Annotated in this window: 9 protein-coding genes; 4 read left to right on the top strand and 5 right to left on the bottom strand. The window is 75.6% G+C overall.

Going from position 1 to position 17,280, the window contains the following annotated elements; all coding sequences use genetic code 11:
• The first annotated feature begins 9 nt into the window (after positions 1–9).
• From OKX07_RS05375 to OKX07_RS05360, 4 genes are all read left to right on the top strand, one after another.
• A complete protein-coding gene (locus OKX07_RS05375; RefSeq protein ID WP_416220861.1) occupies positions 10–1,050 on the top strand; it encodes an ABC transporter ATP-binding protein in 1,041 nt (346 codons plus the stop codon).
• Positions 1,047–1,772: an ABC transporter ATP-binding protein gene (locus OKX07_RS05370; RefSeq protein WP_265630825.1), complete on the top strand. Its 726-nt coding sequence runs from the start codon at positions 1,047–1,049 to the stop codon at positions 1,770–1,772. Before OKX07_RS05375 ends, OKX07_RS05370 begins: the two co-directional genes overlap by 4 nt.
• A gap of 86 nt (positions 1,773–1,858) precedes the next feature.
• A complete protein-coding gene (locus OKX07_RS05365; RefSeq protein ID WP_265630824.1) occupies positions 1,859–5,173 on the top strand; it encodes an FtsX-like permease family protein in 3,315 nt (1,104 codons plus the stop codon).
• A complete protein-coding gene (locus tag OKX07_RS05360) occupies positions 5,170–7,947 on the top strand; it encodes an FtsX-like permease family protein (RefSeq protein WP_265630823.1) in 2,778 nt (925 codons plus the stop codon). The genes OKX07_RS05365 and OKX07_RS05360 overlap by 4 nt, the downstream gene beginning before the upstream one ends.
• A gap of 736 nt (positions 7,948–8,683) precedes the next feature.
• Here OKX07_RS05360 and OKX07_RS05355 read toward each other — a convergent pair.
• The 5 genes from OKX07_RS05355 to OKX07_RS05335 all read right to left on the bottom strand — a co-directional run bounded on the left by OKX07_RS05355 (position 8,684) and on the right by OKX07_RS05335 (position 17,248).
• Positions 8,684–10,363, bottom strand: coding sequence for an MDR family MFS transporter (locus OKX07_RS05355; RefSeq protein ID WP_265630822.1), 1,680 nt, complete (start codon positions 10,361–10,363; stop codon positions 8,684–8,686).
• 129 nt (positions 10,364–10,492) lie between these two features.
• Positions 10,493–11,569 carry a glycoside hydrolase family 53 protein gene (locus tag OKX07_RS05350; protein WP_265630821.1) on the bottom strand — a complete coding sequence of 359 codons (1,077 nt, stop codon included), beginning with the start codon at positions 11,567–11,569 and terminating at the stop codon, positions 10,493–10,495.
• Entirely contained in the window at positions 11,566–12,099 is a 534-nt protein-coding gene (locus tag OKX07_RS05345; RefSeq protein WP_265630820.1) for a hypothetical protein, read from the bottom strand. The genes OKX07_RS05350 and OKX07_RS05345 overlap by 4 nt, the downstream gene beginning before the upstream one ends.
• A gap of 191 nt (positions 12,100–12,290) precedes the next feature.
• On the bottom strand, positions 12,291–16,415 hold the full coding sequence (locus OKX07_RS05340) for a carbohydrate binding domain-containing protein (RefSeq protein WP_265630819.1): 4,125 nt from the start codon (positions 16,413–16,415) through the stop codon (positions 12,291–12,293).
• A 221-nt stretch (positions 16,416–16,636) separates the two neighbouring features.
• On the bottom strand, positions 16,637–17,248 hold the full coding sequence (locus OKX07_RS05335; protein WP_265630818.1) for a class I SAM-dependent methyltransferase: 612 nt from the start codon (positions 17,246–17,248) through the stop codon (positions 16,637–16,639).
• Positions 17,249–17,280 lie beyond the last annotated feature (32 nt).

The following is a 17,280-nucleotide window of genomic DNA, read 5'->3' as shown; positions in this document are numbered from 1 at the left end:
GAGCAGGCCATGGACCACGGGTCGACGGTGCAGGACGCACCCCCGACGAGCCTGGCGACGTTGGAGGAACGTGCCCGGGCACGTCCCGAGGCGTTCGGGCGGACGTCGCTGATCGTGTGCGAGTCCCTCGTGCGCATCTACCAGTCCGAGGGGATCGAGGTGCAGGCCCTGCAGGGCCTGGACCTGCTCGTCGACGAGGGCGAGCTGGTCGCCGTCGTCGGTGCGTCCGGGTCCGGCAAGTCGACGCTGCTGTCGGTGCTGTCGGGGCTGGACGTGCCCACGGCCGGCAACGTGCGCGTCGGCGAGTGGGACCTCATGACGATGACCGCCCGCGAGCGCGTCACGTACCGCCGCTCGACGGTCGGGTTCGTGTGGCAGCAGACCGCCCGCAACCTCGTCCCGTACCTCACGGCCGCCGAGAACGTCGCGCTGCCGATGGCGCTCGCGGGGCGCCCGCGCAAGCAGCGGCGCACCGAGGCCGCGGCCCTGCTGGACGTGCTCGGCGTCGCGTACTGCGCGGACCGGCGGCCCAGCCAGATGTCCGGCGGTGAGCAGCAGCGGGTCGCGATCGCCGTGGGCCTGGCGAACTCCCCGCGGGTGCTCTTCGCCGACGAGCCCACGGGCGAGCTGGACACCGCCACGTCGAACGACGTGCTGGAGGCGATGCGCGCGGTGAACCGGGACCTGGGCACGACGGTGGTCGTCGTCACGCACGACCCGAGCGTCCGGGACCACGTGCAGCGCACCGTCGAGATCCGGGACGGGCGCACGTCGTCGGAGGTGCTGCGCCGCACGGCCACCCGCGACGACGGCACGGAGCACGAGGTCGCCGAGGAGTTCGCGGTCCTGGACCGCGCGGGCCGCGTCCAGCTGCCCCGTGAGTACCGGGAGGCCCTCGAGCTCGTCGGCCGCGTGCGCCTCACGCTGGAGCAGTCGCACATCGCGGTCCACAACGGCCGCCAGGACGAGCACCCCGCCGACGCCGCCGGGCGCCGCGGCACGGACGACGGCGCCGGTCCCCGGCACGGACACGGACGGAGAGCCCGATGACCGCCACCACGACCGCCGCGCACGGTGCGGCCCGCGCCGGCGACGGGCCGCTCGTCCGCGTCGAGCACGTCGACCGCACCTACGGGTCCGGCCACGCCGCGGTGCACGCGCTGCGCGACATCTCGCTCGAGGTCGCCCCGGGCGAGCTCGTCGCCCTCGTCGGGCGTTCCGGCTCCGGCAAGACGACGCTGCTCAACACCATCGGCGGCCTGGACCGCCCCGACGCGGGCCGCATCGTCGTCGCGGGCCGTGAGGTGTCGTCGCTCGACGAGCGCGGACTGGTGTCCCTGCGCCGCGACGTCGTCGCGTTCGTGTTCCAGACGTTCGGGCTGGTGCCCGTGCTCACCGCCGCGGAGAACGTCGGGGTGCCGCTGCGCATGCGCCGCACCCCCGTCGCCGAGCGGGAGGCGCGCGTGCAGCTGCTGCTCGACCTGGTCGGGCTGGGCCCGCACGCCAAGCAGCGGCCCGGGCAGCTGTCCGGCGGCCAGCAGCAGCGGGTCGCCATCGCCCGCGCCCTGGCCAACTCCCCGCGCCTGCTCATCGCCGACGAGCCCACCGGGCAGCTCGACTCCGAGACCGGCATGGCCGTCATGGCGCTGATCCGGGCCGTCGTCGAGGCGGAGGGCATGACCGCGATCGTCTCGACGCACGACCCGGTGATGGTCGCGCTCGCGGACCGCGTCGTGTACCTGGCCGACGGTCGGCTGGTCGACGCCGCCTGACGCGGGGCACGGCGTACGACGCACGGCAGGGCGGGGCCACGGCAGGGCCCACGACGGAACCCACCACGGAGCAGGAAGGAGCGGACATGCGCTGGCGCCCCCGGGTGCTGCAGGGACGGCTGCGCGACCAGGCACCGGTCGTGCTCATGGTGACGGCCGTCGCCGTGCTGGCCACGGCCCTGCTGGGCGTGCTCGCGCTCCTGCTCCACATCGCCGAGAACGATGCCGTCCCGACCGCGCTCGGCCGCCTCGCACCGGAGCAGGTGCGCCTCGAGGCGACCGTCTGGGTCGACGGCGAGGACTCGGTGGCGGCGCTCGAGCGCGCGCGCGGCGGGCTCGCACAGATCACCGGGGACGTGCCGACCACCGAGGAGACGTGGCAGATCGGCATGCTGCACGCGCTGCCGTCCGCCGCGGGCACCCAGCCCCAGCTCGCGTACCTCTCCTCCCTGCCGGCCACCGACGGCCTCACGCGCCTGGTGACGGGCCGCTGGGCGGCCGGCGAGCCCGCGGACGGCACGATCGAGGTCACCGTGCCGACGGTCGCGGCCGAGGCGCTGGGCTGGCAGGTCGGCACGCGCATCGACGCCCGGCTGTGGGGCACCGAGGACCAGCGCGCGTGGGTGGTCGTCGGCACGTACGAGTCCGCCGGGTCGCGCAGCGCCTGGTCCCGGGACCGCCTGCGGGGCGCCGGCATCGACCCCGAGTTCAACCTGCCCGGCGCCGCGGGTCGGATCAAGACCGTCGCGTGGGGCCCCCTGGTGGTCGACCCCGCCGCGCTCGCCGGTGAGGGGCAGGTCGACACGGCCTACGTCGCCGTCGACCCGCAGCTCGACGGTGCGTCGCGCGCGGCGGTCGCCGCGATGCGCGAGCACCTGCGCGACGGCGCGGCCCTGGTGTCCGAGGCGCTCGGGGAGCGCACGGGCGGTCGGCTCGTCACGGACGCCGCGACGGCGATCGACGCGACGTGGCGCGAGGCCGTCGTCACACGGGCCGGCGTCGCCGCCATCGGGCTGCTGCTGGCGACCCTCGCGACCACGGTCATGCTGCTGGCGGCGCGGCTGCTGGCCGAGCGCCGGGCCGTCGAGGCGGAGCTGCTGGCCGCGCGGGGTGCGTCGGCCGGGCAGCTGCGCTCGGTGGTGGTCCTCGAGGCGGTCGTGCTGGCGGGCGTCACGTGGGTGGCGTCGCCGTGGCTCGCCACGTGGGCGCTCGGCCTGATGACCCGGTCGGGTGCGCTCGCCGAGGCCGGGTACGTCGTCGGCCCCGGTGTGGAGACCCCGGTGCTGCTCGTGTGCGCCGCGATGGCCGCCGTGCTCGCCGTCGCGCTGTGCGTGCCTGCCTGGCACACCTCCGGGTCGAGCACGACGACGAGCCACGCAGGGCTGCTGCGCGCCGGCGGCGACCTCGCCCTCCTCGCGTTCGCGGGCCTCGCGGTGTGGCAGCTCGTCGCGTACGGCTCACCCCTGACGGGCGGACCGGGCGGCCGGCAGCTCGACCCCGTCCTGGTCGCCGGGCCCGCGCTCGTCACGCTCGCCGCCGCGACGGTCGCGCTGCGCCTCGTCGGCCCGGTCGCGCGCGGCGCGGACCTGCTGGCCGCGCGCGCCCGGTCGTTCGTGATCCCGCTCGCGGCGTGGCAGGTCGCGCGCCGGTCGTCGATCGCGACGGGCACCGTGCTCGTGGTCGTCGTCGCCGTCGCGGCCGGCACCTTCAGCGCCGCGTTCCTGGCGACGTGGCGCACGTCCCAGCTCGCGCAGGTCGACCTGGCCCTGGGCACGGACCTGCGGGTCGACGCCCTGCAGGACGAGCCGCTGGTCGCCTCGGCGGCCCTCGCCGCCGCCACCGCCGAGCACCCGGACGCCGTGGGGCAGCCGGTGCTCGACCGGGTCGTCGGCATCGGCCCTGCCGGTGTCGGTACCCAGCTCTCCGGGCGGCTCATCGGGCTGGACACCTCGCGGCCGCAGGACGTGCGGGGGTACTCCGCGACCTCCTGGGACCAGGTCCTCGCGGGCCTGGCCGGCACCGACCCGGTGCCCGCAGCGGCGCTCCCCGTGCCCGCGGGGACGCAGTGGATCACGGTGCAGGGCGTCGTGACCACCGAGCCGGTCGCCGTCGGCAGCGCCATGGTGGGGCTGACGGTCGAGGACGACCAGGGAGTCCTGGTCCAGCTCCCGTCGCGGAACGTGGCGCTCGAGGAGGAGTTCGTGCTGGCCTTCGAGGTCCCCGACACCGGACCGCTGCGCATCGTCGCGGTCCATGCGCTCCTCGCGCTCCAGTCCGTCCCCGAGGACGTCCTCGCCGCCGCCTGGGAGGCCGGCCGCCCCCAGGCGATGCCGCTGCGGATCGACCTCGTCGGCGTGCGCACCGTGCCCCGGTCGGCCGGGATCGACACCGACTGGGCGGCACTGGACCCCGCCGTCGGGACGCCGGTCGAGGTGCGCGGCGACGGGTGGACCGCCGCGGTCCGGCAGCCCGGGCAGGGCTCGGACTCGGGTCCGGCGGTCAAGGCGGGGACGGTCGAGACCGCGGACGGGGGCGTGCTGCGGGCCGCGGGCGACGTCGTCGTCGACGGCAGCGGGACGCCGCCACCGGTCCAGATGGTCGTACGAGCCTGGCCGGCACCACCGGTCGTCCCCGCCGTCGTGAGCAGCGAGCTGAGCGAGACCCTCGGCGTCGGCGTGGGCCGCACGCTCGTCCTCGACGTCGGCGGGGCACCGCTGACCGTCCGGATCGAGCGGTTCGCCGACCACCTCCCGGGGGTCCCGCGCGGCGTGGGCGTGCTCGTCGACCGCACCGCGTTCGCGCGTGCCGTGCTGGACGCCGGCGGGCGACCCGAGCTGCTCGACTCCTGGTGGGTCGCCGCACCGCCGGCCACGGCGGCGGCGGTCGCGGACCGCGTGACCGAGACCGTCGACGCGGTCGTCACGACCCGCGCGGAGCAGCGGGACGAGTCGTTGGCGGGCCCCGTCCGCGTCGCCGTCCCCGCCGCGTTGTCGCTGGTGACGGGGGCTGCGATCCTCCTCGTCCTCGTCGGCACGGGTGCCGTGGCCGCCGCGTCCCTGCGGGCCCGCCGCACCGAGCTGGCCCGCCTGCAGGCCCTGGGGGCGTCCCGCAGCGGCCTCGCCGGTGGGCTGCTCGCCGAGAACGCGCTGCTCGTCGTCGTGGGCGCGGTGGTGGGGCTGCTCGCGGGGTACGGCCTGGCGGCCGTCGTCGCCCCGTTGCTCACGATGTCGGCCGACGGCCGCACCCCCGTCCCGGAGCCGTGGCTCGTGTGGCAGTGGCGCGACCAGGCCTCCCGCACGCTCGCGGTCGTCCTCGGGACGGCCGCGGTCGTGGGGCTGGTCGCCGCCCTCGGGGTGCGTCGCGCCTCGGGTGCGGCGCTGCGGCTGGGGGACGACCGATGAGCGCGCTCGCCACGCGTGTGCGCGCGACGACGGCCGACGCTCCGCTCGTCACCCGACGCCGCGCACGTCAGGACGCCGGGCTCCTGCTCGGGACCGCGATCCTGCTGGTGGCGACGCTGATCGCGATGCTCGCCGCCCCCCGGCTCCTGGCGCGCACCGCCGACGAGGCGCTCCGTGAGGCGATCACGAACGCGGGCACCGACGCCGCGGTCGTCGTCCCGAGACCGCAGGACCCGTACTTCCCGGCGCCGCCGCTCGACGCGGCGCTCACCGAGGCCCAGTGGCTGGACCGGATGCTGGAGGGCCTGCATCCCGCGACCGCGATCGCCCCCTCGGGCACCGTGACGGCCACGCTCGGCGAGGACCAGTTCATGACGCGGCTCGTCACGCTCGCGACGCCCGCAGATCCGGCCGAGCCCGTGCGGTGGACCACGGGGCGGGCCCCCGCGGTGATCGAGGAACAGGTCTACGCCGGGTCTCCGTACTCCTTCAGCGGCACCCTGTTCGACACCAGCCGCTCCTACGCCGTCGAGGTCGGGCTGAGCGTCGACGCCGCACGGACCCTCGGCATCGACCCCACGGCCGGGCCGGTCTCCGTCGCCCTGGCCGTGGGTCGCCTGACCCACGAGGCGCGGGTCACCGGCCTGTACGAGCCCGTGGACCCGGCGGACCCGCGCTGGACGACCGTGCCGGACCTGCTGGGGGCGGTGCGCGCCGAGCCGCAGCAGCGTGCCGCGACGTCGGCCGCGCTGTACGTCCCGACCGACGCCCGCCCCGACATGTGGCGGGTCGCGCACTCCCCCGCGATCCTCGCCGAGGCGGTCGCGCTGGTGGACGCCGACGACCTGACCGTGGCCGAGGCGCACGAGCTGCGCCGCTCGCTGCGGGCCCAGGCGGTCGTCCTGCCGGACCTGACCAGCGGGCTGCCGGACATCGTCGACGCGTTCGACGCGCACGCCGACGCGACCCGCGCGCAGGCGTCGCTCGTCATCGCAGGGGTCGGCGCCGCGGCGGCGTGCTGCCTGCTGCTCGCCGCCGGTCTGCTCGTCGAGCGCCGTCGCACCTTCCTCTCGGGCGAGCGTGCGCGCGGTGCGTCCCTCGGTTCCGTCGCGCTGCGCGGGGCGATGGAGTCGGTGCCCACCGCGCTCGGCGCGGCCGTGGTGGCGGGCGTCGTGGTCCACCGGTGGCTCCCCGACCGCTCGGCGTCCCTGTGGCTGCCCGCCGCGGTCGCCGCCGTGGCGGCGGTCGCGCCGGCCGTCCTCGCCGCGCGGGCCGCGGGGGTCGCGTGGGGCGGGCGACGCGTGCCGATCGACCGTCGCGAGCGCTCCCGTGTCACCGGGCTGCGGCGCGCGCGTCACCTGGTCGTCGAGGTGGCGGTCGTCACCGTCGCCGTCGTCGCCCTGGTGTCGCTGCGCGGGCGAGGGCTCGTGCCGGGCGCGTCGTCGCAGGCGGACCCGCTGCTGCTGGTGACGCCGTTCCTGCTCGCGCTGGCCGCGGCGGTCGTCGTCGTACGCATCGCGCCGGTCGTCGTGCGCGTGGCGGCGCGGTGGGCCGTGCGGTCCCGGGGGCTCGCGGCCCCGCTCGCCGCGACGCGCGCGCAGCGCACCGCCACGTCCCTGCTCCCGGTGGTCGCCGTGACGGTCGCGGTCGCGCTGATGGTGCTCAGCGGGGTGCTGGTGCAGAACGTGCAGGACGGTCAGCGGCTCGCGGCCGACCGGCTCGTCGGCGCCGACGTGCGCCTCGACGGCGCGCTCGCCACCCCGGAGGCCGCGCAGGCCCTGGAGGCGCTCGCCGCGGCGCCGGGGGTCGACGCGGTGGCGACGGGGATGCAGCTCGTCGACCGGACGTACGGGCGCGGCACCGGGCTGACGGCCTCCGTGCTCGTCGTCGACACCGCCGCCCTCGCCGAGGTGCGGGCGGCACGCGGACTGGAGGTCGACCCGGGGCTCGCCGGCCTCGGCGAGGCGTCGGACGGTGCGGTGCCGGCGCTGGTGAGCGCGGACCTGCTCGCGCGGGCCGACACCGCCGACGGCGGCCTCGTGCAGATCCTCTCCGACACCGTGGAGCTCGACGTGCGCGGCGCCACGACGCTCGTCGCCGACGGGGGCGCACCCCCCGTGGACGTGCGGGCGGCGCACGTGACCACGACCGCGGACGACGGCCTGGTGGTCGTGGACCGTGCGGCAGTGACCGCCGCCGCGCGACGCCTCCCGGACACGTCGGTGGCCTGGGTGTCGGGGCCGGGTGCCGCGCAGGCCGTCGCGGACGCCGGGTTCGCGGAGCTGCCGGGCGTCACCGTGACGACCGTCGACGGGTGGTGGCGCGCCTGGTCGCAGGCGCCGCTGCCCTCCGCGCTCACCGCGCTGCTGCTCGCGGCCGTCGGCGCGCTCGCGCTGCTGGCCGTCGTCGCCCTCGTGCTCGTGGTCGTCGCGACGTCCGGTGAGCGCGGACGCACGCTCTCGACCCTGCGCACGATCGGGCTCGACGCCCGCACGGCCCGGTGGGCGACGCTCGGCGAGCTCGCACCGCTCGTGCTCGGCGGGCTCGTCGGCGGGACGGCCATCGGGCTCGCGCTGCCGTTGCTCGTCGGCGACGCCCTCGGGCTGCAGTGGGTCACCGCCGCGCCGGGCGACGTCCCGGTGACGCTCGCGTGGTGGCCCGTGCTGCTCGCGGCCGGGGCGCTCGTGGTCGCGCTGGTGGTCGCCGTGACGGTCGAGCAGGCCGTGCGGCGACGCCAGCGGCTCGGCGAGGTCCTGCGCGTGGGCGCCCGCTGAGACCCAGCGGTCGCTCGTCGTCGACACCACCGGTGAACCGGGCATCGCCACCGCGGCTGAGGTAGCGACGTCATCGCCCTGACGTCGGCTCGGATCGTGAGACGAGCGCTCGTCGAGACCGGGCTGAGTCGCCCTCAGAAGGGGAATGGGACGACTCAGCCCGGTCTCGACGAAGCCCCCTCCCAGGGATGTGGGACGGACCGGATCGACTCGTCGCGGCGGCGACCGTGGGTCGGCCGGGTGTCGATCCAGCCCCCGCGCTCGTGCGACCGGTGGGCGCCGCCGTCCTCCGGAGAGCTCGACCGGCGCAGATCAGGGCGCGACGACCTCCACGCGCCGGCGGTCGTCCGGGTGCAGGGATCGCCCGAGTCGGGCGTCGAACGTCATCAGGTCGCGTCGGCGGACGCGGCAAGCTTGACCAGGTGCAGGTCGGTGACCTGCTCGCTGCCCGCAGGTCGGCTCGTGATCACGGGCGCTGCCAGGCTCGCGGTGTCCGGGAGGAAGTGGTGGCTGGGAAGCGACCGGATCGCGGCGCGCAGCCCCAGCGCATCGGGGGCGTGATGACCTGGCCGACGACGTCCGGGTTCAGGCTGAGCCGGACGAGCGCGGTCTCGGTGACGGGGGTGGTGGCGAAGGCCACCGCCGTCGCGAACCAGGCGTGCGCGGCATCGTGGTGGACGTGGTCGGGTGAGCGAGAGCCAGCAGGACATTCACGTCCAGCAGCCGGACGCGCCGGTCAGTCGTCGTCACGGTGTGTGGCGACGACCTCGTCGGTGGTCGTGTGACCGGTCGCGTCGGCGAACGTCGGGACCCCCGTGGGCACCCCGCGGTCCGGACGCCCCCCGCGCATCGCGAGCGCGCACACCACCCCGAGCACCAGCACCAGCACCGTGACGGCGAGCGTCTGCGCCGCGGCCGTCGCGAAGCCCGCGTCCACGGCGGTCTGGGCGGCGGCCCGCACCTGCTCGGCGACGTCGGGCGGCACGTCCGCGGGCAGGTCGAACACACCGCCCGCGGCACCCAGGCCCTCCGCCGCGGCCTGCCGGAAGCCCTCGACGAACGGCTCACGCACGTCGGCGGGCAGCGTCGCGGCCACGTCCTGCGCCGCGGCGGGCATCGTCACGGCCAGCCGCGACGTCAGTGCGGCGACGACGACGGCCGACCCGATGACCCCGCCGACCTGCCGGTTCGTGTTGAACGCCCCGGCACCCGCGCCCGCTGTGCGGTGGTCGAGGCCCGACGTCGCGACGTTGGCCAACGGTGAGAACACCAGCCCCGTCCCGACGCCGAAGCCGAGCATCGGCACGACCAACCGCCAGATGTCGACGTCCGGCTGGACCTGCGTCGCGAGGATCCCGATCGACACGGCGAGCACCGCGAACCCGCTCGCGACGACCCACTTGGGCGCCACCTTGTCCGAGAGGCGCCCCGCGAACGGCGCGACGACGCCCGAGATCAGCGACCCCGGCAGCCCGACGAGCGCCGCGTGCAGCGGGGACAGCCCCAGCACCTGCTGCAGGTACAGCGTGAAGGGGAAGAAGATGCCGGTCATCGCGAACGTCACGGCCGCCCCGGCGACGTTGGCGAGCGCGAAGTTGCGGTGCAGGAACAGCCGCAGCGGCAGCAGCGCGTCGTCCCCCTGGTGGTGCTGCCACAGCAGGAACGCGCCCGACACCACCGCACCCGCCCCGATGACGAGCGGCACCGTGATGGGCCCGACGATCGTCCCCCAGGAGTACGCAGCGCCTTCCTGCAGGCCGAACACCAGCAGCCCCAGTCCGACGACCGACAGCACGACCCCCAGCACGTCGAACGACCGCTCGTGCGTGGGCAGCGCGGGCAGCCGCGTGCGCGCGAGCCACAGCGCGACGAACCCCACCGGGATGTTGACGAAGAAGATCCACTCCCAGCCCGCGGTCTCGACGAGCAGGCCGCCGAGCACCGGTCCGGTGATCGTCGCGACACCTGCGACCGCGCCCCAGATCCCCATCGCCGCGCCGCGCTTGTGCGCCGGGAACACGCGCGTGATCATCGCCATCGTCTGCGGCGTCATGAGCGCCCCGCCGATGCCCTGCACGGCGCGCGCGGCGATGAGCACGCCGACCGACCCGGCGAGGCCGCAGGCCAGCGACGCGAGCGTGAACACGACCAGCCCGGCGACGAACACCGGCCGCGGGCCGTACCGGTCGCCGAGCCGCCCGGTGACCAGCAGCAGCACCGCGAACGTCAGCAGGTACGCGCTGTTGACCCAGCCGACGGTGACGAGGCTCGCGTCGAACTCGGCCTGCAGGGTCGGCACGGCGATGTTCACGATGGTCGTGTCGACCATGATCATGAAGAAGCCGAGGCACAGCGGCGGCAGGATGCTCCACGGGCTGCGCCCCTGCAGGTCGACGCCGGGGGCGGTGGTGGTCATGACGTGCTCCGGTCTGCGCGGCGCCGGTGTGGCGCGGTGTCCCCGGGCACCCGGGACCTCGGTCCCTGGCCCGGCCGGTCACACTACGCCTCGCCGCAGACAGCGGCTCTCCGGGTGGCGCGGAGCGCGTCAGGCGCCGGGGTCGGGCGCGAACTCCCAGCGCACGCCCAGCAGGCGGTCGTGGTAGTCGAACACCGCCTGGTTCTCCCACCCGTTGCCGGACGACGGGTCCGTGGGGTCCCAGCCCGCCCCGCTCACGGCCGTCCAGGGTCCCTCCCAGTAGACGACGCCCAGTCCGCGGCCGTCGGGCAGGTTCGCGACGACGTTCTGGACGGCCCGGACGTACGACGCCTGACCCGCCTCGGTCGCCGGGAACCCGGGGATGACCTGGTCCGGGCCGAAGATGTTCGGCTGCGCGTCGTCCTGGGCCGTGGTGAACCCGTACGCGGTCTCGACGACGGCGAGCTGCGTGCCGGGGAACGCCTGGAGCAGCGTCGTCGCCCCGCTCTGCAGCGTGGCGAGGCTGCCGTGCCAGTAGCCGTAGAACGACAGGCCGATGACGTCGAACGGCACGCCCTGCGCCCGGGCCTGGGAGTACCACCACTGCAGGTGCTGGACGCCCGCGCCCAGGTCGGTGAGGTGCAGCACGATCTTCGCGTCCGGCTGCACGGCACGCGTCGCGTACGCGCCGGCCCGCAGCAGGGTCCCGAGGTCCGCGAAGCTCGACGACGCCCCGGAGGCCGCGCCGCCGGTGACGAGCATGCCGGGGTTGATCTCGTTGCCGATCTGCACCATGTCCGCCGGCGTGCCCTGCCGGCGCAGGGCCGTCAGGACGTCGGTGGTGTGGTGCGCGACGGCGTCCGCGAGCTGCGGCAGGGCGTACGACGACCACGCGGCCGGGATCTTCTGCGCCCCGGGGTCGGCCCACGTGTCGGAGTAGTGGAAGTCGATGAGCAGCCCCATGCCGGCGGCCTCGGCGCGGCGGGCCATCTCGAGCACCCGTGCCTTGTTGTTGTACCCGTCCGCGGGGTTCACCCAGACCTTGAGGCGCGCGTAGTTGACGCCCGCGTCGCGCAGGATCGTCACGGGGTCGCCCGCGACGTCCGACGCGGTGCGCCACACCGCGCCCTTGTCCTGGTTCTTCGGGACGGACGACATGTCCATGCCGCGGATCGAGCGGGTGATGCGCCCGGGTGTGAGCGTCACGTCGTCGTAGTGGGCCCAGGCGCCGCCGACCGTCGTGGCGGTGCGCAGGCGATCGTGCAGCTCGACCGGGTCACGTACGCGGACACCGCGACCTGCACCCAGCCGTTGTCCTGCTCGGTGCTGGGAACGGTCTGGTACCGCCAGGCCGCGCCGCAGTGCTCGAGGCCGATCCGCGTGACGTCGAGCGCCTGCCCCGGCGTCGCCGAGCCGGACCTGGCCCAGACCCGCAGGGTCCACCAGCCGCGGCTCAGACCCTGCACCGTCTGGCGCAGCTCGGTCGTGTACGCGCCCGACGACCACACGTTGGCGCGTCGTGACCCGCTGCGCGCGTCGCCGGCGACGCTCACCGCGGACGTCGCCCCGGTGACGTTCCAGCCGGGCAGCGCGCTGCCGGAGGACTCGAAGCCGGGGTTGGCGACGGTCGGCGCCGCCTGCGCCGGGACCGCGAGGGCGGCGCCGACCAGCGCCGCGCCCACGGCCGCCGCCGCCCACCTGACCGCGTGCGTCGGCCGTGCCGTGACCAACCGCATGGGTCCTCCTCGCGGGACCGCACGGGAGGGGGCAGGGTCGTCACTGACCTCGCCGGTGACCGCTCCGGTGCAGCGCCGTGGGACGGCACGGTACTGCGCCGGCGCGGCCCGTCGGCAGGGGTGAAACGTCTCGCGCCGGCACGGGACCTGACGCGCCTCCTGCGACGTGGAGGCGCGTCAGGCCCGTGGCGTCACGCCCTGCGGCGCCGACGCACCAGCTCTGCACCGGTGAGGAGCAGCGCCAGCGCGATGCCGAGCAGGATCGGCACCGACGCCCCGGTGGCCGCGAGGCGTCCGTCGAGACCGCCCGTCGGCGTGCCGGAGCCACCCGACGCACCACCGACCCCGCTGCCGGTCCCCCCGCTTCCGGGACCGCCACCGCCGGGACCGTCGGTACCCCCGCCCGGACCCTCGTCGAGGTCCGCCACGAGCGCGACGCGGTCGAGCGCGACGCCGTCGTGCGGCAGCGCCAGCGCGACCGGGCCCGCCGGGCCCGCACCGGCGCCTGCCGTCGCGACGGTCAGCCCGCGCACCCCGGTGAGCGTCAGCCCGTCGTCGGGCGCACCCGCCGGCTGCTGCGCGCCACGCTCGAAGTCGTCGAACGGCAGGACGACCTGACGCCAGCCCGCGGTGTCGTCGACGAACTCCGCGGTGAACCGCTCGGCGGTGTCCGGCGCCTGGTAGACGCGGACGTGGTCGAAGACGAGCTGCTGCGGGAACGTGAGGTCCTCGGCGAGCGGGCCACCGAAGTTGCCGCCGACCGCCATGTTCGCGATGAGGTTGAACGGGTGCTCGAACACCCACGAGTCCGGTGCGACGTCCGCGGGCGTGGCGGTGTGGAAGTGGATCGGCTCGCCGCCGTCCTCCGTCACGTACCAGCGGATCTCCTCGGGCTCCCACTCGACCGCGAACGTCATCCACTCGCCACCGAGGTTCCGCCCGAAGTCGTGGGTCGAGCCGAACGCGTCACCACCCGAGTACCCGGGACCGTGGATCGTCCCGAAGATCTCCTCCGGGAGCTTGCCGACGTACTCCATGACGTCGATCTCGCCGGTCTGCGGCCAGCCGACGTCGCGGAAGTCGGTGCCGAGCGACCAGAACGCGGGCCAGATGCCGGCCGCGCCCTGCGGGAGCTTCGCCCGGGCCTCGATGCGCCCGTGCTGGAACTCGGCCTTGCCCTCGGTGATGAGCCGCGCGGACGTGTGCGTGCACGGTCCGTACCAGCACGACAGCCCGGACGTCTCCGGGTCGACCTCGCGCGTCGTGATGACGAGGTTGCCCGCGCCGTCGTGCGCCGCGTTGTCGGTCGAGTCGGTGTAGTACTGCAGCTCGTCGTTGCCCCAGCCCCAGCCGCCGGTCTCGTACGTCCAGCGGCTCGGGTCGGCGGGCGTGCCGGCCGCACCGTCGAACTCGTCGGACCACGCGAGCTCCCAGTCCTGCGGGCCCGGGTCGGCAGTGGCGTCGTCCTCGACCGTGACGGTCACCGGACGCCCGTCGCCGCGGCCGTGGAACCACATGCTCAGCCCCTCGGTGGCCGACCAGTCCTGCGGCTGGGCGAACCCGCGGCGGAACCCGCCGTCGCCGAGGACGTCGAGCACGTGCTCGTAGGTGTCCGCGCCCGGGTACGCCTCGTCGGTGCCCGCCTCGACCTCGCGTGCCTCGAGGGCAGCAGGGCCGAGCGGCTCGAGCAGACCGATGCCGTCCTCGACGTCCTCGATCATCAGCGGGTCGCGCACGTCGTCGTCCTCGACGACGACCTGGCCGACCAGCGGCTCACCGGGCTGCGCACCCTCGGGGTCGGAGAGGGCGATGGCGAACGGCTCGTCGTACTCGGGCTTCGCGTCGTCGAGCGTCGCGACCTCCACGACCGCCTGGCGCTCCCCCGCGGGGATCGTCACGGTCCCCGACGCGGACGCGAAGTCCCGCCCGTCGCGTGCGCGCAGCGCGGCTGCCTCCGACGTCCGTTCGACGATCTCCTCGGTGCGCCACGCGACCGTGACGTCCTGCTCGGAGACGCGGGTCAGGGCCACCGCCACCTGCGCGGACTCGCCCTCGGTCACCGGCACGATCGCCTGCGCGAGGCGCACCCGCACGGGGTTGCGGACCAGCGAGGCGCCCGAGACCGTCACGTCGTCCACGTGGAACGTCGCGTCGACCGACGGGGGCGAGCCCTGGATCGCGAGCGCGAACCCGTGCACGGCCGTGAGCGTCAGGCCGTCGTCGGGGGCCGTGGACGGCTGCCCGCCGCCCTTGCGGACCAGGTCGGCGAACGGGACGACGACGCGCCGCCAGCCCGTCGTGTCGTCCGTGAAGGAGGCCGTGAAGCGCTCGGCGTCGTCGACGGTCGAGCCGGGGTTGCGGTTGTCGAGCACGTCGACGTCGAACCGCGCACCGGTGTTCGCGCCGTGGAACCAGAAGCTCAGCGTCGTCGCGGCGCTCCAGTCCTGCGGGGTCCACGTCGTGCCGTCCGTCGTGAAGTTGTGCACCGCCACGGCCCAGCTCGGGTTCGTCATGCCGAGCGCGAGGACGTGGTTGCCGTCCGCGGCACCGGGACGCGTGCCCGCGGGAGCCGTCGTGACGCGGTCGAGCACCGGGTCGTTGCCCGCACCCGACGCCGTCACCCAGCCGACGGGCGGGGTCGCCGTCGAGCCCGTGACCAGGGGCTGCTCGAAGTCCAGGACGACGTCCTGGTGCTCGACCAGCGCCAGGTCGTCGAGCCACAGGACCGGCGTCGCGCGCGCGGCGGTCTGCTCGATGCCGATCGCCAGGCCGTGCACCTCGGTCAGGCCCAGGCCGTCGTCGGGTGCGCCGTTGTTGACGTTCTTGCGCAGCAGGTCGGCGAAGGGGATCTCGACGAAGCGCCAGCCGTTCCAGTCGTCGACGAGGCGCGTCGAGAAGCGCTCCGCGTCGTCGACGGTCGAACCGAGGTTGCGGTTGTCGAGGACGTCGACGAACAGCTGCGCGCCCGAGTTGGCGCCGTGCAGCCAGAACCCGAGGCCGCGGTAGTCGCTCCAGTCCTGCGTCTGCCACGTCGTGCCGTCGTCGGTGAACGTGTGCAGCAGGGCCGCCCAGGAGGCGTTGTCGAGCCCGAGGCGCAGGACGCTGTTGCCGTCCGACGCACCGGGGACGGGCGTCGGCGGCGTGGTGCTGCGCGCGAACTCCGGCACGTTGCCCGCGCCCTGCGCGGTGAACCAGCCGAGCGGCGGCGCGGCGGCGGGGTCGCCCAGCACGAGCGGCTCCTCGAACCCGTCGACCACGCGGTGCAGCAGCGACGTGCCCGTCGACGGCGCCGCGTCGTCGTCGCGGATCGTCACCGTGGCGGTCGCCAGGCCCAGCGTCGCGCCGACGGGGTCGGTCAGCGTGAGCGTGAACGTGCGGTTGGGGCCGGGGACGTCGTCGTCGGCCACCGTGACCGGGACCGTGAGCGTCGTCGTGCCCGCGGGGAACGTCAGCGTGCCCGACGTCGCCGTGTAGTGCGTGCCCGCGAGCGCGGTGCCGTCGGCGGTGGCATAGCCGACCGTGACCTCATCAGCGCTCGCCGTGCTCAGCCGCACCGCGACCTCGGCCGCGCCGGCGGACTCCGTCACGCCGACCGCGGCGGACCCGACGCCGACCGACGGCGTCACCGGCCCGTCGGTGGAGTACACGGCCAGGTCGTCGACGACGACGGTCGCCGTGCCGGACGCCGCGGGCAGCAGCAGCCCGCGCACGTGCGTCAGGCCGAGCCCGTCGGCGGGGGCGCCCGTGTCCTGGAAGTCGGTGGCACGCGCGAAGTCCGTCCACGCGAGCCGGACCTGGCGCCACCCGGCCTCCCCGACGGGAACCGTGACGTCGAACCGCTCGTACGGACCCGCCCCGGGGCCGGTCGCGTCGAGCAGCTCGACCTGGAAGGTCGCGCCGGACCCGTCGCCGTACACCCACAGCTGCACGCCGTCGTAGCCCGAGAAGTCCCGCGGCGCGTCCGCGTACTCCCAGCCGATGCCGCCGTAGAACGGGTCGGTCGCGGTGTCGAAGCCGTAGCTGAGCGCGTGCGCGCTCGCGGCGCCGTCGGGGCGGGCGGGGAGCCCGTCGCCGGGGACGGCCCGCACGCCGGAGCCGGCGTTGGCCCACTGGATGTAGCCGGGCCCGGTGTCGCCGGACTCGAAGTCGTGCACGAGGTCGACGACGTCGTCGGCAGCGACCGAGGCGGTCGGGGCCGCGAGCGCGACCGTGCCGGCGAGCAGCGCGGTCAGGGCGGCCAGGGCGGCGGCGCGGCGCGGGCGCGGGGCCGCGGCCGAGGGGCGGGAGGGCGTGCGGGGGCCGGTGAGCGGGTGCATCGTTGCAGCTCCAGTGGACGGCGGGGCGCAGGGTACGACGGACGCGCCGGACCCGGCGGTCCCGCCTCCTCGCGGGCGCCGCGGCGCGTTCCTGGGAACGTGTCCACGGAACTTACCGAGCGGTAGGCGAGGCGATCAACAGATCGAGCCGAATCGTTACGAAGCGATGCCGTGAGCCGCGCCGCGACAGGCTCGCGCGGCGCGGCGCAGCACGCGTCCCGTCACGTCGGGCGCACCACCAGGCGCCCCACCGGGTTCAGCCACGACGTCCGGGACAGCCGACCCTCCCGGACGACGGAGGTGCCCGACCCCAGGGCCCCTGCCGACGCGTGGGCCTGCGGGAGCGCCCAGCGCACGTCGTAGACCCAGGCCCGCCCCTCGGGGCGCAGCACCCGTCGCAGCTCCCGCAGGCCCGCGGTCGGGTCGGCCCAGTGGTGCTGGCTGAGGGTGGACACGACGAGGTCGAACGTGCCGTCCGGCCAGGGCAGCGCCGCGACGTCGGCGACCGCGTAGGTCACGCCCGCCGTGGCGGTCCGCTGCGCGAACGCGATCATCTCGGGTGCCAGGTCCACCGCGTCGACCCGGACCCCGGGGTTCGCCGCGGCCACCAGCCGCGGCAGCGCGCCCGGACCCGTGCCGACGTCGAGCACCCGCGCACCCGCGGGCAGCCCGAGGGCGGTGACGTCGCGGGCCACCCGCCGGTAGAGCCGCCCCGCGACCCACCCCGAGAAGCGCGCGTACCGCTGCGGGTCGTCCATGGCCCCCATGCCGCGCCCGTGCCATGGCCCGTGGGCGTGGCCGGGCTGTCCGTGCTGCTGACCCGTGTCGGTCATGGCCGTCTCCTCTATAGTTGCGATTCACAACT

Source organism: Cellulomonas sp. S1-8 (assembly GCF_026184235.1).
Taxonomy (GTDB): domain Bacteria; phylum Actinomycetota; class Actinomycetes; order Actinomycetales; family Cellulomonadaceae; genus Cellulomonas.
Note: the sequence above shows the minus strand (reverse complement) of the source record. Positions and strands in the feature narration are given on the sequence as shown.

Excerpts from the sequence above, each read along its gene's own strand:
- OKX07_RS05375 (WP_416220861.1), top strand. The coding sequence starts at position 10 with ATGGACCACGGGTCGACGGTGCAGGACGCACCCCCGACGAGCCTGGCG.
- OKX07_RS05370 (WP_265630825.1), top strand. The coding sequence starts at position 1,047 with ATGACCGCCACCACGACCGCCGCGCACGGTGCGGCCCGCGCCGGCGAC.
- OKX07_RS05365 (WP_265630824.1), top strand. The coding sequence starts at position 1,859 with ATGCGCTGGCGCCCCCGGGTGCTGCAGGGACGGCTGCGCGACCAGGCA.
- OKX07_RS05360 (WP_265630823.1), top strand. The coding sequence starts at position 5,170 with ATGAGCGCGCTCGCCACGCGTGTGCGCGCGACGACGGCCGACGCTCCG.
- OKX07_RS05355 (WP_265630822.1), bottom strand. The coding sequence starts at position 10,363 with ATGACCACCACCGCCCCCGGCGTCGACCTGCAGGGGCGCAGCCCGTGG.
- OKX07_RS05345 (WP_265630820.1), bottom strand. The coding sequence starts at position 12,099 with ATGCGGTTGGTCACGGCACGGCCGACGCACGCGGTCAGGTGGGCGGCG.
- OKX07_RS05340 (WP_265630819.1), bottom strand. The coding sequence starts at position 16,415 with ATGCACCCGCTCACCGGCCCCCGCACGCCCTCCCGCCCCTCGGCCGCG.
- OKX07_RS05335 (WP_265630818.1), bottom strand. The coding sequence starts at position 17,248 with ATGACCGACACGGGTCAGCAGCACGGACAGCCCGGCCACGCCCACGGG.